This window comes from Bradyrhizobium sp. WSM471 (assembly GCF_000244915.1).
GTDB lineage: Bacteria > Pseudomonadota > Alphaproteobacteria > Rhizobiales > Xanthobacteraceae > Bradyrhizobium.
This window is the reverse complement of record NZ_CM001442.1, coordinates 3,995,113-4,009,292: the sequence shown is the minus strand read 5'-3', so window position 1 is coordinate 4,009,292 and position 14,180 is coordinate 3,995,113. Positions and strand designations below refer to the sequence as shown.

At 64.3% G+C, this 14,180-nt stretch carries 15 protein-coding genes; 8 read left to right on the top strand and 7 right to left on the bottom strand.

Annotation, left to right across the window (positions count from 1 at the left end):
- Positions 1-72: 72 nt before the first annotated feature.
- Positions 73-330 carry a hypothetical protein gene (locus BRA471DRAFT_RS17680; protein WP_007609546.1) on the bottom strand — a complete coding sequence of 86 codons (258 nt, stop codon included), beginning with the start codon at positions 328-330 and terminating at the stop codon, positions 73-75.
- Positions 331-425: 95 nt separating this feature from the next.
- On the bottom strand, positions 426-1,376 hold the full coding sequence (locus BRA471DRAFT_RS17675; protein ID WP_007609545.1) for a DUF2778 domain-containing protein: 951 nt from the start codon (positions 1,374-1,376) through the stop codon (positions 426-428).
- Positions 1,377-1,588: 212 nt separating this feature from the next.
- Here BRA471DRAFT_RS17675 and BRA471DRAFT_RS17670 point away from each other — a divergent pair, with 212 nt between their 5' ends.
- Entirely contained in the window at positions 1,589-2,029 is a 441-nt protein-coding gene (locus BRA471DRAFT_RS17670) for a DUF1810 domain-containing protein (protein WP_007609543.1), read from the top strand.
- A gap of 87 nt (positions 2,030-2,116) precedes the next feature.
- The gene (locus BRA471DRAFT_RS17665) at positions 2,117-4,198 is read left to right on the top strand and encodes a methyl-accepting chemotaxis protein (protein ID WP_007609541.1); all 2,082 of its coding nucleotides are present in this window, start codon (positions 2,117-2,119) and stop codon (positions 4,196-4,198) included.
- A gap of 103 nt (positions 4,199-4,301) precedes the next feature.
- Here BRA471DRAFT_RS17665 and BRA471DRAFT_RS17660 read toward each other — a convergent pair whose 3' ends face one another.
- Entirely contained in the window at positions 4,302-4,892 is a 591-nt protein-coding gene (locus BRA471DRAFT_RS17660; RefSeq protein WP_007609540.1) for an NADPH-dependent FMN reductase, read from the bottom strand.
- 50 nt (positions 4,893-4,942) lie between these two features.
- Positions 4,943-5,890, bottom strand: coding sequence for an AraC family transcriptional regulator (locus tag BRA471DRAFT_RS17655; protein ID WP_007609538.1), 948 nt, complete (start codon positions 5,888-5,890; stop codon positions 4,943-4,945).
- Positions 5,891-6,192: 302 nt separating this feature from the next.
- Between BRA471DRAFT_RS17655 and BRA471DRAFT_RS17650 the strand changes: the two genes are divergently transcribed.
- From BRA471DRAFT_RS17650 to BRA471DRAFT_RS17640, 3 genes are read left to right on the top strand one after another with little or no spacing between them, the layout of a single operon-like run.
- Positions 6,193-7,299, top strand: a complete 1,107-nt coding sequence (locus tag BRA471DRAFT_RS17650) for a DUF2336 domain-containing protein (RefSeq protein WP_007609536.1) — start codon at positions 6,193-6,195, stop codon at positions 7,297-7,299.
- Positions 7,296-7,610 carry a PilZ domain-containing protein gene (locus tag BRA471DRAFT_RS17645; RefSeq protein ID WP_007609534.1) on the top strand — a complete coding sequence of 105 codons (315 nt, stop codon included), beginning with the start codon at positions 7,296-7,298 and terminating at the stop codon, positions 7,608-7,610. Before BRA471DRAFT_RS17650 ends, BRA471DRAFT_RS17645 begins: the two co-directional genes overlap by 4 nt.
- A 51-nt stretch (positions 7,611-7,661) precedes the next feature.
- On the top strand, positions 7,662-8,780 hold the full coding sequence (locus BRA471DRAFT_RS17640) for an HD-GYP domain-containing protein (protein WP_007609531.1): 1,119 nt from the start codon (positions 7,662-7,664) through the stop codon (positions 8,778-8,780).
- A 362-nt stretch (positions 8,781-9,142) separates the two neighbouring features.
- Here BRA471DRAFT_RS17640 and BRA471DRAFT_RS17630 read toward each other — a convergent pair whose 3' ends face one another.
- A complete protein-coding gene (locus BRA471DRAFT_RS17630) occupies positions 9,143-9,820 on the bottom strand; it encodes a nitroreductase (RefSeq protein WP_027517616.1) in 678 nt (225 codons plus the stop codon).
- Positions 9,821-9,963: 143 nt separating this feature from the next.
- On the opposite strand from BRA471DRAFT_RS17630, the gene BRA471DRAFT_RS17625 reads away from it, so the two are divergent.
- Entirely contained in the window at positions 9,964-10,926 is a 963-nt protein-coding gene (locus tag BRA471DRAFT_RS17625; protein ID WP_035974970.1) for an alpha/beta hydrolase, read from the top strand.
- Between the two features lie 4 nt (positions 10,927-10,930).
- Here BRA471DRAFT_RS17625 and BRA471DRAFT_RS17620 read toward each other — a convergent pair whose 3' ends face one another.
- On the bottom strand, positions 10,931-11,398 hold the full coding sequence (locus BRA471DRAFT_RS17620; RefSeq protein WP_007609526.1) for a cupin domain-containing protein: 468 nt from the start codon (positions 11,396-11,398) through the stop codon (positions 10,931-10,933).
- 206 nt (positions 11,399-11,604) lie between these two features.
- Here BRA471DRAFT_RS17620 and BRA471DRAFT_RS17615 point away from each other — a divergent pair, with 206 nt between their 5' ends.
- A complete protein-coding gene (locus tag BRA471DRAFT_RS17615; protein WP_007609525.1) occupies positions 11,605-11,853 on the top strand; it encodes a hypothetical protein in 249 nt (82 codons plus the stop codon).
- A 223-nt stretch (positions 11,854-12,076) separates the two neighbouring features.
- The gene (locus tag BRA471DRAFT_RS17610; RefSeq protein WP_007609524.1) at positions 12,077-13,168 is read left to right on the top strand and encodes a type II asparaginase; all 1,092 of its coding nucleotides are present in this window, start codon (positions 12,077-12,079) and stop codon (positions 13,166-13,168) included.
- Positions 13,169-13,299: 131 nt separating this feature from the next.
- Here the strand turns inward: BRA471DRAFT_RS17610 and BRA471DRAFT_RS17605 are convergent, their stop codons facing one another.
- Positions 13,300-14,175 carry an MBL fold metallo-hydrolase gene (locus BRA471DRAFT_RS17605; protein ID WP_007609523.1) on the bottom strand — a complete coding sequence of 292 codons (876 nt, stop codon included), beginning with the start codon at positions 14,173-14,175 and terminating at the stop codon, positions 13,300-13,302.
- Between the last annotated feature and the right edge of the window lie 5 nt (positions 14,176-14,180).

The following is a 14,180-nucleotide window of genomic DNA, read 5'->3' as shown; positions in this document are numbered from 1 at the left end:
AAGCCGTGAGCGGTAGCCCGGATGGAGCGCAGCGCAATCCGGGAATCCCCCCAAATATCTACCGCGTCACGCTCAGAGCAGCTTGGCGCTCACGAACAGCGCGCGCACGGCGTTGGTCGCCTGCACCACGAGCATGGCGTTCTCGGCGGCGCCTTCGAGCGCGGCAACCGCGTCTTCATGCAGCGAGCGGAATTCCATCCACTCGACCGATTTGAAGTTGGTGAGGAATTGATAGGCCTGGCCGACGGTCGCGATCGCCAGCGTGTCGCCGTTCAGCTTGATCTTGAACGTCGTGCGCAGCGGGGTCTCGGAACTTTGCGGATCACTCACTTTGCGGATCACTCATGGGCTGCTTCTGGACGATGACGGCTTAACGAAGGGAAAACGGCAGCCCCGCCGTGGCAGGCAAATATCAGGAGCAGATATCAGGACTCGGTGCTCGCGCGCTGCGAGGCGGTCGCCGATGGGGTCAGCCGCGGCACCACGACCAGACGGTTGAACTCACCGTTGTCGTAGGCCTTCATGAACCGATCATAGTCCTTGATCGACACGCAGCCGTTGGAGTCGCCACGAGGCCCGAGCATGTAATTGTGAGTGAGCAGGCCGACGCGGCCGAGCGCGCTGGTGCCCTCGGTGGGCGTCAAGCGCAGTGCGCGGACGCCGTGAAACAGTTTTTCGCGCGGCTTCAGGTCGTAGGTCGCGGGCGGGGTCGCGCCAACCATCCGCTGGTCGACGTGCTCCGGGTCATCCATCAGCGCGCCCATGCCGGAATGCGCTTCCAGCGCGAGGCCGCTCGGCAGGTAAAGCGCCTTGGCCGAGATGTCGTAGACAGCCGTCCGCGAATCGTAACCGAGCGCGGCGAGATCCGGCGCCTTGCCGAACAGGCCGCTGTCGGGCGTGAGCGAGGCCAGCCTGATCTTGTCGGTGAATTTTTCGAAGAAGTTGCGGTTGTCGACCCGCGGATTGGTCTCGGCATAAGCCTGGCTTGAGGCGATCTGGGCGGAGATGTCGGCCTGGGGCGGACGCGAGCGCGGCATCGGGATGGCGTCAGCGCGCTGCGATTGTCTCGTCTCCTCGGACATGTGCCGGTCGTCGTCGGTCAGGCTGGATCGCCAGTCGTCGCCCTGGAGCTTCTGGGCGAGCATCGCCTTGGCGTCCCGCAATTTGAGCTGGACCGCATTTAACGCGGAGCGCTCCAGCGTCCGCAGGCCGAGCTCGCGGGCGGGCGGGTTGCTCGACGCCGAAGCGAAACGATCATCGAATGAAGGCGCATTGGCCGGCGGCAGCGCGGCGCTGACCAGCGAGGCCGAACCGCCGATATCCGCGACCCAGGCGGCAGCGCCCAGTGCCAGCGCGACGGCGGCCAGAGACAGCAATATCGTCTCGGCTCGCCCAATACGGCGGCGCGACAATAGCCTCTCGGCTTGTGCCCGGTCGGAAACCATCAGCTCCCCAAAATCGACCCCCGGGGGGACCCACCCCCACCCAGAGATTCTATACCAGCTACCACATTGGGAGCCAAAAGTTAGGCATAATCGGGGCCGGCAGGGGTCTGGCAAGGCTCCGGCAGGCCATTCCAAGGTATCTTATGACCGATCCTTTCGATCTCAAACGCTTTGTCCGGGCCCAAGACCCGGTCTATCGGGACATCCAGGGGGAGCTGACCCAGGGCCGAAAACAGAGCCATTGGATGTGGTTCGTTTTCCCGCAGGTCGCCGGCCTTGGCTTCAGCGCCATGTCGCAGCGCTACGCCATCGCCTCCCGGGCCGAGGCCAAGGCCTATCTCGCCCACCCCCTCCTCGGTCCGCGCCTGATCGAATGCACGAAGCTCGTGCTTGCCGTCGAAGGCCGGTCCATCAACGCCATCCTCGGCGCGCCCGATGACGCCAAATTCCGCTCGTCGATGACGCTGTTCGACGCGGTGTCCGATGAGCCCGTTTTCGACGAGGCGCTCGCCCGGTATCTTTCGGGCGGGCGTGATCAGGCAACGCTCGATATCCTCGCGGCCCTTGACCGACAGCCCAAGTGACCGCGGCCGCCAGCGTAAACCCGGGATTAACATCGCCTGCCTATTGTCCGTGCAAATAATTTCCCGCGCCAGTTGCCGGACAGAATCATGAAAATCGGTACGCTCCTGACCACCGCCATCGTCTCGCTCTCGACCGTGGGCGGCGGCCTCGCCGTCTACGTCGCCGTGACGAAATACCACACGATGGAGCGGATCACCGAAGCCCAGGGGCGGCTGGCGATCGTTCGCGCCGTCAGCGACATCCCGCGCTACCTCAATCCCGAGCGCGGCTTTTCCACCAACATCCTCTATGGCCCTCCCGCCGTCGACCCGGCGCTGCTTGCCGAGCAGGGCAAGCTGCGCAAGCAGACCGATGCCGCCCGTGACAGGATGAACGCGCTGCGCAAGGACCTGCCCGGCCCGTTCGACGACGGCAACACCACCGGCGGCAACATCGACGCCATCAATTCGAAATTCACGTCGCTGCGCGAGGCCATCGACAAGGCGATGTCGGGCCCGCCGGAGGCGCGCAAGGACGCGGCCAAGAAGATCGTCGCCGACAACGCCGTGCTCAACGCCGGCGTGACCGCGCTGCTCAACGAGCAGGTTCGCCGCATGGCGATCCTCAACGGCGACGCCTACCGGCAGGCCAGCTACGCCAACATCGCGATGACGCTGCGCGACGTCGGCGGCTTCAATTCGAGCCTGCACAAGAATCTCGTCGGGGGCAAGAAGCCGGCGACCGACACCGAGAAGGCCGAGATCAGCCGCTCGCAGGGCCGCAACGATCAGATCGTGATGTCGCTGCTGGAGTTGCGCGGCAATCCCGCAACGCCGGCGAACGTCGCCGCCGCACTGGAGAAATTCAACGCGATCTACATCGAGGAGTTCGGCCGCGAGCTCAAGCTGGTGAAGGAGGGTGCGGTCAGCGGCAAGTACGAACACGACATGGACACCTATTACACCGCCACGCAGCGCGGCCTCAGCACCATCATCGAGGTCCGCGACGCCTTTTACGACAACGCCGAGCAGATTCTCGCCGGTGCCTCGGCCGCCGCCCACACCAGCTTCACCGTCGCACTCGCGGGCCTCCTCGCCGTGCTGATCGCCAGCGCCGGCCTCATCGTCACGGTCCGCCGCCGCGTCTGCGCCCCGATCGTCAACCTGACGACGCGGATGTCGCGGCTTGCCGACGGCGAGGTCGCGGAAGAGATTCCCGGCGCCGAGCGTTCCGACGAAATCGGCGCGATGGCCGCGGCTGTCCGGGTCTTCAAGGACAACATGATCCGGGCCGACAGCCTCGCGGCGGAGAAGCAGGCCGAGAACGACGGCAAGATGCGCCGCGCACAGGCGCTCGACGGGATCACCCGTGCGTTCGAAGCCAAGGTCACCGAGCTCGTCGGCGGACTATCGAAAGCCTCCTCCACCATGGAAAGCACGGCGCAGTCGATGACCTCGACGGCGGCCCAAACCAATAGCCAGGCCGCGGTTGTCGCCGCCGCCTCACAGCAGACGTCGAGCAACGTGCAGACCGTCGCGAGCGCCACCGAAGAGCTGACCTCTTCGATCTCGGAGATCGGCCGTCAAGTGGCCCAGTCCACCGAGATCGCAGCCCGCGCCGTCGACAACGCCCGCCGCACCGGCGACACCGCCCGTGCGTTGGCCGAGGGCGCGCAGAAGATCGGTGACGTCGTCACGCTGATCCAGAGCATCGCCGAGCAGACCAATTTGCTGGCGCTGAACGCGACCATCGAGGCCGCCCGCGCCGGTGACGCCGGCCGCGGCTTCGCGGTGGTTGCTGCCGAGGTCAAGTCGCTGGCGGGCCAGACCGCCAAGGCCACCACCGAGATTTCCGAACAGATTTCGGCGATCCAGGCCGCGAGCGACGAGACCGTGACCGCGATCCGCAACGTCGCCGACGTCATCGGCGAGATCGACCAGATCGGCACCGCGATCGCGGCCGCGATCGAGGAACAGGGCTCGGCGACCAAGGAGATCGCCCGCAGCGTCCAGGAGGCCGCGCGCGGCACCCAGGAGGTCAACACCAACATTTCAGGCGTGCAGCGCGCCGCCGACCACACCGGTACGGCCGCGCGGGAGGTGCTGGGCGCAGCCGAACAGCTCTCGTCGCAGTCACGCGATCTCGCCGGGCAGTTCGATCGCTTCCTCGGTGAGGTCAGGTCGGCCTAGCACTCCACATTCGTAGCCTGGATGGAGCGAAGCGTAATCCGGGAATCGTGCCGCAAACCGGCGGCCCCGGATTGCGCTGCGCTCCATCCGGGCTACGGGACCGTCAATAAGGCGGCGCCTTGCGCGCCCGCTGCGCCTTGGCCGCCTCGATCCACCAGGCGAGATCGTCGGCGAAGCGCGGGAACGAGCGTTCCAGCGCCTTGCCGCCCTCGCCGATCGGCTCGCCCGCCTCAGACAGCGTCTGTGCGATCGGGCCGACGCCGATGGTGCTCGACACCACCACCATGCCCATCTCCGACAGCGTGCCATGCCAGGCAGTCGAGGCACGCGCGCCGGACAGGCGGCCGGCCGAGTAGCTCACGATCGCGGCGGGACGCCAGAACCACTCCTCGAGGAAGTGGTCGGTGAGATTCTTCAGGCCCGGCTGGATGCCCCAATTGTATTCGCCGGTGACGAACACGAAACCGTCCGCGCCGCGGATCTCTCCGGCCAGCTTCTCCAGCGCCTCGGGTGCGGAGCCCTTGGGATATTCCTTGTACATGCGATCGAGCATCGGCAGGCCGATCGCCTTGGCGTCGATCAACACGACGTCGTCGCCGCGGGCGCGCAGGCGATCGATGACGAAATTCGCGAGGCGGATGCCCATGCGGTCGGAACGGTAGGAACCGTAGAGGACGAGGATGCGATTGCTCATGGCCGGTAGTATAGCACGGATCATCAGACCGGCCGCAACGTTTTGACGCCCTAGTTGCGCCGTCCGCATTCAAGCGTTTGCGACGGTGTCTCGCCGAACTGGTCACGATAGCTTCTGGAGAAGTCGCCGAGATGCCAGAAGCCGAACGCCAGCGCGACGGCCTTGACGCTGTCGGCACCGGCGAGCAGCCGCTGACGCACCAGCCACAGCCGCCGCAGACGTAGGTAGCGGTGCAGGCTCATGCCGCGATAGCGGCGGACGACGTCGTGCATGGTGCGAACGGACAAGCCGAGCGTGCGCGCGATCTCGTCGCTGTAGATGGGCTGCGAGAGGTCGTCGGAAAGCAGCGCGCGGATGTCCTGAAAGACCTTGAATTTCCGCTCGTCATTGGGGCGCAGGGTCCATCGCGCAGGAACGATGCTTTCGAAAATTGCGTCCACGGCGCCGAGCAGGGTCTCCCTCATGGCGGCAGCCTTCAGCGGCACCTCGGGCGCATCGACCGGCTCCGAAGCGGCTGCCAGCACCTCCCGAACCACACCGCGGAGCCGGTTCAAGCCCGCGGCGGTCGTTTCGAAGATGTTGAAGCAGAGGGCTGCTTGTGGCCAGCCGCGATCCGTCACTTCCGGCCTGAACACCACCGAGGCGATTTGCCGCTGCACCTCCTCGATAGTGGTGTAAGCCGCGCCGCCGCTGCCGATGACGATGACCGGTCGTGTGCGCTGCGAGCCGTTGAATCGAACCGGCACGTCCAAATCGTCCATCGTGAATCCGATCGCGGTACAATTCTCGACGAGCTGTGCGTCGACGACCCGCGGAAATGCCCGCGTCAGATTCACGTCGCAGCCGGGCAGCGACAGAATGGTCTGCTCGGCCGAAATCCTCCGTACGAAAGGCGTGAACTCGAAGTTCAGGCCTCGTATGGCACTTCGAAATTCATCGACGTCGGTGAAACGAAATACCTTCGGCGCCAGCGTCGGCGCATCATCAGTTCTGTTCATGGCAAATGTGAAACTTCGCGTCGCAACACACGCGCGTCCGGCGACGATGCCGGCCCCACTTCCCCGTTCCGGTGTCCCTTAAGTCTGAAAGAATCACTTCGAACTATGTTGACCAGTTGGCGAGCGTCGAAGTCCAAGGACAAGCCGGCGCATCAAATCTCGCCAATTTTCGATAGCGTTTTCCGTGTACCTAGCGGTGCACATATACCTAAACGAGCAAAATCCAAATTTCAAATTAACGTCTGTCGAGCGGAATAGGCGCAGTTCGATAGCCCAAATTAATTTTAGGTCAGGCCCCTGCCATGATGGCAAATTCGCCTGCTGATATTCTTGCTGAATTGGAAGAGACGGTCGCAACGTGCCCGGCGGAGCGTTGCGCACGCATTCTCTCCGGCATGGTGCAGTTGCTCATTGGCAGCCGCGACCAGTGCCGGGAATTGCTCAGCAACGTGGTCGACGGTGTTCTGCTGCGATTGACGGAACGGGTCGAGACCAGCGCACTGGTTCAGCTCAGCACGGCGCTCGCCGAGCTTGACATCGCGCCTCCCGAAACATTGTGGCGTCTCGCCTCGCACGATAATCCGGACGTGGCATGTCCTGTGTTGCTCAAGTCGCGGGCACTTTCCGCAGCAGATCTCGAGGCAGTCATTGACTCCCGTGGCGAGTGGCATCGACACGCAATCGCCGCCCGCAGCGACATCGCGCCGACCGTGACCGAAGCGTTGATCAAGCACGGCGGCCCGATCTGCCTTGCCCTGATCAAGAACCCGGGAACGAAATTCTCCGACGCAGCCTATGCAGCGCTGATTGCCAGGGCCGACCAAGACGGCGAGATCGCGAAGGCGCTGGTGCTCCGGCCCGGCACGCCCGATCTGGTCGTGCGCAAGCTGCTCTCCGTCCCACCAGCCCGGAAGGCACCTGCGACGCCCAACCCATCTTCCGCGTCCCCCGCGCCGGAAGCGGAGCCGGCTCCGCCAAAGCGGCCTTGCCGGGCCGAGTATGCAAGCGCGAGGCCGGAGATCGTCATCCTCAACCGCATCGGCAAGCTCAACGATTCCACGGTGAACCGTTTTGCGATCCGCGGCGAGACGGCCAACCTCTTCACGGCGCTGTCGGTGCTTTCAGGGGCGCCGCTCGACATCATCGAGCATGTCGTGAGCGACGACGATTGCGAGGGGCTGGTCATGGCGTGCCGGGCCTCGCGGCTGAACTGGCAGACCACCCTTACCATCCTGAGCAACCGCAGCGGGAAAAGGCTCTCCTATGCCGGGCGCGAGCGCGCGCAACGGATCTTCGAGACGCTGCTTCTGTCCACCAGCCAATGGACAGTGCGATGGGGGGAAATAGCGGCAAGCGCCAACACGAGCGATCCGGCAAATCGCGGCGCGAAGATGGGGGTTAGCCGATGAAGTTCGACGGTCGCAAAGCGCAGCGCGTGAAAATGGATCACAAGCAGCCGGTCAATCTGATGGGCTCGGACGGCACGTGGCGGCGCAGCTGCGTTCTGCTCGACATATCGCAAAGCGGCGCGAAGATCGAAGTCGAGGGCACGCTCGACGTTCTGCGGGCCAAGGAATTCTTCCTGCTGCTGTCGTCGACGGGGCTCGCCTACCGGCGCTGCGAATTGGTCTGGATCGACGGCACCACCGCCGGCGTGCACTTCGTCACCGCAAACGGCAAGAGGAAACCGGCAGCCGCCGCTGCCGCTCAGAGCAAATAGGTCCAAGGATTCATCAGCCCCTAATTAACTCCAGCATGATTCAGGTCAACCGTGCAGAACGCGCGAACTATACCCCGCCCCGTCAAAGGCGACCGCGGCATCCGAGAGAAGGAAGCGGCACGCCCGTTCGTGCATGTGCTGGCTGATTCCTCAGACAAATTATCGAGCGTCTGTTCGATTCTCGAGCAACGGTTTGCCGTCGCAGGCGAACGGCTCGACGCGGAAGCCAAGCTGTCCCAGGTGCCGTTCGCGATCGTCATCCGTGCGGAATTGCGTGACGTCCACACCATTGCGGCCATCAAGAAACGAGCCGTAAAGCTCGCGAAGGCAACGAAGCGCATCTTCCTGGTCGAGCACGCCTCTCACATGAGTATCTCGCAGGCTTACGCGCTCGGGGCCACGCTCGTCCTTCCCGGGACGATCGACAAGATCAAGCTGCTGGCAGCGCTGGTTGATCCCGAAGAGGCGTCTGCATCCTCAGGTCACGCGGCGCAGTCGGACAATGCAGTCGAGACCGCGGCGACCGCCATCGCGTCGATGTTCACCTCGGTGACATCGGGCCAGCCGGTCGACGTCAACGGCGCCAGAGAAGCCGGCCGCCAGATCGCCGATCGCATCAGCCAGCATGGCCTGTCGGAATGGCTCACGACGGTGCGGCGCCATCACGAGGGGACCTATCAGCATTGCCTCCTCGTCACCGGCGTCGCCATCGATTTCGGCCTGAGCCTCGGCGTCGGCAGGTCAGATCTGGAGCGGCTATACACGGCGGCCATGTTCCACGACATCGGCAAGGCCCGGATCCCGCTTGCCATCCTCGACAAGCCCGGCCGTCTCGATCCGGAGGAACGTGCCATGATCGAGACTCACCCGGCAGCGGGCTACGATTTTCTGAAAGACCACGACGATATCTCGCCGGAGATCCTCGATGCCGTGCGGCATCATCACGAATATCTCGACGGCAGCGGCTACCCGGATGCGCTCGGGGCCGAGAGCATTGGCGACATCGTGCGGATTCTCACGATCTCGGACATCTTCGCGGCCCTGATCGAATATCGGCACTACAAGCCGACGCTGCCACGCGGCGAGGCCTATGACATCCTATGCGGGATGAACGGAAAGTTGGAGAAGGCGCTGCTGACCGCGTTCAGGCAGGTCGCTCTCACGAGATGAGCGCAGCAATCCGTCTCGACCCCAGCCTAGTGCGCGGCGCGATGTCTGGTGCGGCGCGGAACGGTCCGGCAGGCGAGCCCTTCGGCCAGCAGCTTCATGTCCTCGTGCCGGCCGCTGCGGATCATCCGGCCGAACTCTTCGGGTGTGAAAGGTAGACTTGGATCATCATCGATCGGTCGCCGCACTCGCGGGCCGAAGAACCGTCGAACCAGGCTAGCCAGCCGCCGCATATCAATTCCCTCGCGCCAGCATCAAACCTTTCAGTCCGCACATTGTTCCTCCTGCACGATCGAGATTGCAAGAGGCCGCCGAGCGGTCCGCACCAAAAAAATTCGGCGAGAGAATAATCTCCTCTGCCTGCACTACTCGGCGAATCCGACGTAGCGCACGAAATCGTCGTTACCCTCGCGATCGGAGCGAACGGCGTTCGCGGCAAAGTTGTCGTCGGGATAGCCCATCGCGACGCAGGTCATGATCACCTCGTCCTCCGGAATGTTCGCAACCTCGCGCACGATGTCGGAGCGCATGATGCCCTGCCCGTTGATCACCGAGCCGAGCCCGCGGTCCCAGGCCGCGAGCACGATGCCGTAGCAGAGCGCACCCAGATCGAAATGGCAGACCGCGCCGGGATCGAGCACGCGGTCATAGGTCAAGACCAGCGAGACCGGCGCGTCGAACTGGCGGAAGCCGCGCAGCACCCAGTCCTGCCGCATCGGTTTGTCGTCGCGCGCGATCCCCATCGCGCCGAATAGTTTCTTCGCCACGTCGACCTGCCGCGTCCGGTGCACGCCCTGGTACTCGCCGTGGCTGACGATGTCGCGCTTGACCTTGGCGCCGGCAACCATTTCCTCCATGTTGCGTCGGCGCAGCTGTTCCAGCGGACCGCCTGTGAGCACGTGGACATGCCAGGGCTGAGTGTTCATCGACGACGGCGCACGTTTGGCGCTGTCGATGATCGCCTCGATCACCGCGCGCGGCACCGGCTCGTTCCTGAAGCCGCGCACGCTGCGGCGCGACTGGACCAGCGTTTCGAATTCCACCTTAAGACCTCCCTGCCCGTTCATCCCATGGCATTGCATTCCCCGACATTCCACATGCGAGCGGTTGCCGATGGGGCGCGTAATATTTATGCTAACCCGCAAGCAAGACCAAGAACCCTGTGAGGATCCCCATGAAAGCCAACATGGCCGCGCCGCTCGACCCCGTCATCGCCCAGATCATTCCGCTGCTGCCGATGCGCGATGCCACGACCATGACGCCACAGAGCGCACGCGATTCCTTGCGCGCACTGGCTGCCTCGCGCGCGGCCATACCGCCGCCACCGGTCGACATCGTCGCGGATATCAAGGTGAAAGGCGGCGCCGGCCCGCTCGATGCACGTGTCTACCGGGTCGGCACCACGCCGGCGCCGACCGTGGTGTTCTTCCATGGCGGCGGCTGGGTCGCGGGCGACCTCGAGACCCACGACCGGCAAGCACGCAACCTTGCGATCGAGACCGGCGCGGTCGTCGTCTCCGTCGACTATCGGCGCCCGCCCGAAACACGCTTTCCCGGCGCGTTCGAGGACGCCTTTGCCGCAGTCAGCGACGTGTTTGGCCGCGTCGCGGAATTTGGCGGCGATGCAAAACGCTTCGGCGTTGCCGGCGACAGCGCCGGCGGCAATCTCGCAGCCACCACCGCGATCGCCTGCCGCGACGCCGGAATCAAGCTCGCCGCGCAACTCCTGGTCTACCCCGTGACCGACGTCCTCGGGAGTTATGCGGACGCGCGCGAGAACGCACGCTTCCCCTCGCGCGCCGAGAATGCCGAAGGCTACTTTCTGTCACGCGCGGTAATGGAGTGGTTTTGCGGCCATTATCTCGCCGATCCCTCGCACGCGACCGACTGGCGCGTTTCACCGCTGCGCGCGACTTCGCTTGCCGGCGTCGCGCCCGCGATCGTCACCACCGCCTGGTTCGATCCCCTCCGCGACGAGGGCACAGCCTATGCACGCGCGCTGGAAGCCGCCGGTGTGCCGGTGAAGCATCATGAAGGTCCCGGCCTGATCCACGGCTATTTCGGCCTCGGCGACGCCTCCGAGGTGGCGCGGGCTGAAGCGCAGCACGCACGCGCGGACTTCAAGGCGCTTCTCGCGCGGGGCGTATGATCGGCTAGGCGCTCCCCGCCCGTTGCGCGTCGGTGTGCCCCCAAGTCTGGTCCCAATCCTGACCGGCGGCATCGACGACCCGGCCGTCGGCTTCGAAGAACTTGTTCGGCACCTGGAAGATCGCCAGGATCAGGGCGCCCTCCGGGCACCAGGCCGCATGCCGGCTGCCCGCCTCGCGCCAGATGAATTCGCCGGCCTTGCAGGCAATCCCCTTGGCCGGCCCCTCGTTGTCGACGAGAGCGCCCTCGATGACATAACTCTGCTCGACGCCGACATGCTCGTGATCGGGCAGCACCGACCCAGGTGCAAAGCGCATCAAGGCCGTCATCAGACCGCTGTTGCGATCGAACAGCAGCGTTTTGGCCTCGCAGCCGGGAAAGCGCGTCTTCTGCCATTCCATCTCTTGCGGTCGAACCAGGTGAGAATGCCGGTCAGAAGCGGCATCCGGCAAGTTCACGATCAGGGTCTCCATCACGATGCTCCCTCCGGCTAAACTCGCCCGAAGCTAGCAGCATCGGCCGTCCCGGTCAGCGAGCAGTGCAGCAGGCGCCGCTGGCCCTGTCGCACCCGCGTCCGAAAAATCGCCAGGAAGACCGGCCGGCAGGCGCTCATCCAGCTTGATTGCGCCACGATTCCCGGCTCCAATCCGCGCGCCATTTCTGGTTTAGGGAGACAATTATGATGAAGCGGATTTTCCTGGCTGCGATCGTTGCCACGTTTGCAGCGGGTTCGGCCTTCGCGGACGACACCTGCGAAAGCAAGGCCGTCGGCAAGGACGGCAAGGCCTTGGCTGGTGCCGCCAAGACCTCGTTCATGAAGAAGTGCAAGGCCGACGCCTGCGCGCCCAAGGCCGTCAGCGCCGAGGGCAAGCCGCTCGCCGGCGCCGCCAAGAACAGCTTCATGAAGAAGTGCGAGATGGGCGCGTAAGGCGCCGCGAATTCGCTGCTGCTTTAGCGAGCAATCGCGAGACGAACTGCCACATGGCCGGGCTTGTCCCGGCCATTCGCGTTTGTGCTGACATATGCCGGCGTCCAGACCAAATCATCCGAAAGCAGTGTCGCCCTGGACAGGAGCTCTCGACTGACCGATCATGCGGTGCTGAGCGAAGCGGGGCGCATCGACAAGACTTTCTGGGAAAGGGAACGTCAAGATGTGGCAACCTCGAGTGCGTCATCACTTCATCGCGGCAATGAGCATGCTCTTCGCGCTGCTCATCGGACTTGAAGCCGCGAACGCGCGGGGCCCGGGACTGCCCAACGTCATGGTGCTCGCAACTGGCGGCACCATCGCCGGCAGCGGGGCGAGCAGCACCACTGTGGTCGGCTACACCGCCGCCACGGTGGGCATCGAGACGCTCCTGAATGCGGTCCCCGAACTGAAAACCGTGGCTAACGTCAAGGGCGAGCAGGTTTTCCAGATCGCCAGCGAGAACATGAACAATGACTACTGGCTCAAGCTCGCCAAGCGCGTCAACACGCTGCTCGCGCAGGACGACGTCGATGGCATCGTGATCACGCACGGGACCGATACGATCGAGGAAACCAGCTATTTCCTGGACCTCGTCGTCAAGAGCAAGAAACCTGTCGTCGTCGTCGGCGCGATGCGGCCGTCGACGGCGATCAGCGCGGATGGGCCGATCAACCTCTTCAATGCGGTGATCCTCGCGGGTAGTGACGAGGCCGTCGGCAAGGGCGTGCTCGTTGCTCTCAACGATCAGATCAACGCGGCTCGCGACGTCACCAAGAACAACACCTCGACGGCGGACACCTTCCGCACGCCGGAACTCGGCTTTCTCGGCTACATGCAGGGCAACAAGCCATACTTCTATCGTCAATCGACGCGCCGGCACACCGCGGACTCCGAATTCGACGTCTCCAGCCTCGATGTCCTGCCGCAAGTCGACATCGTCTACGGCTACGCCAACATGAACCGGGTTGCGATCGACGCATTTGTCGCCGCCGGCGCCAAGGGGATCGTGCATGCCGGCGTCGGTGACGGCAGTCTGGCCCGGCCGGCGGTCGAGCCGGCGCTCGACGAGGCCCGCAAGAAGGGCGTCGTGATCGTGCGCAGCAGCCGTGTCGGAAACGGCATCGTCGCGCGCAACGGCGAGGCCAAGGACGACGAGCACGACTTCGTCGTCTCGGATACGCTCAATCCTCAAAAGGCGCGCATTCTGCTGATGCTGGCACTGACCAAGACGACCGACACCAAGGAAATCCAGCGGATGTTCTACACTTACTAGAGCGTCTGACGCGCGGTCGCTCCACGAACTCGTCATGCCCGGGCTTGTCCCGGCATCCACGTTCTTGTTTCCGAGTAGCAAAGGTCGTGGATGGCCGGGACAAGCCCGGCCATGACGGAGAGGCGGTCGCCCTACTCCCGCTTGAAACGGTAATCAAAGGCGGCGCCGAGCGGCTTGATCAGCCCGACCGTCGGCGCCGGAAAATGGACAGGCAGGATCAGCGTGTCGGTGTCGGCGACGGAAGCAAAGAACTTTCGCCGCGACACCGCCGACTGCTTCGCATCCCAATCCGGCTTGGCCGACCAGTCCGGCTCGCGGCACTGGATCTGGTGATGCATGAGGTCGCCGGCGACCACCGCGCGGCGCCCCCTTGAGAAGATGTTCACGCAGCAATGGCAGGGCGAATGCCCCGGCGTCGGCGTCAGCGTGACGGTGTCGTCAAGCGCGTAGTCGTCATCGACCAACAGCGCCTGTCCCGCCTCGACGATCGGCAGGCAGTTGTCGCGAAACACGGTGCCGGGCGGGTTGCTGCCCTTGGCATGCTCGGCCTCCCAGGCCGCATATTCACCCTTGTGGAAGACGTATTTCGCATTCGGAAAATTCGGCACCCAACGGCCGTCGCGCAAGGTCGTATTCCAGCCGGTGTGGTCGATGTGAAGATGCGTGCAGAAGACGTAGTCGATCTGCTCGAAAGAGATGCCGAGCGCGAACAGCTCGTTGCGCCAGCGCTCCTTGCCCGGAAAATCGAACGGCGGCGGATGGCCCTTGTCCTCGCCGGTGCAGGTGTCGACCAGAATGGTGTAGCGCGGCGTGCGCACCACGAAGGTCTGATAGGTGATCACCATCATGCCGCGCGCGGCATCGAACACCTCAGGCTCCATCGTCGGCAGATGGCGCTTGAACACGCCCTCGTCATAGGCGGGAAAAAAATCCTGCGGCCGCCGCCACGGCCCCTCCCGCTCGATCACCGCGTCGATGATGATGTCGCCGATGCGCATTTGCTTCATGGTTG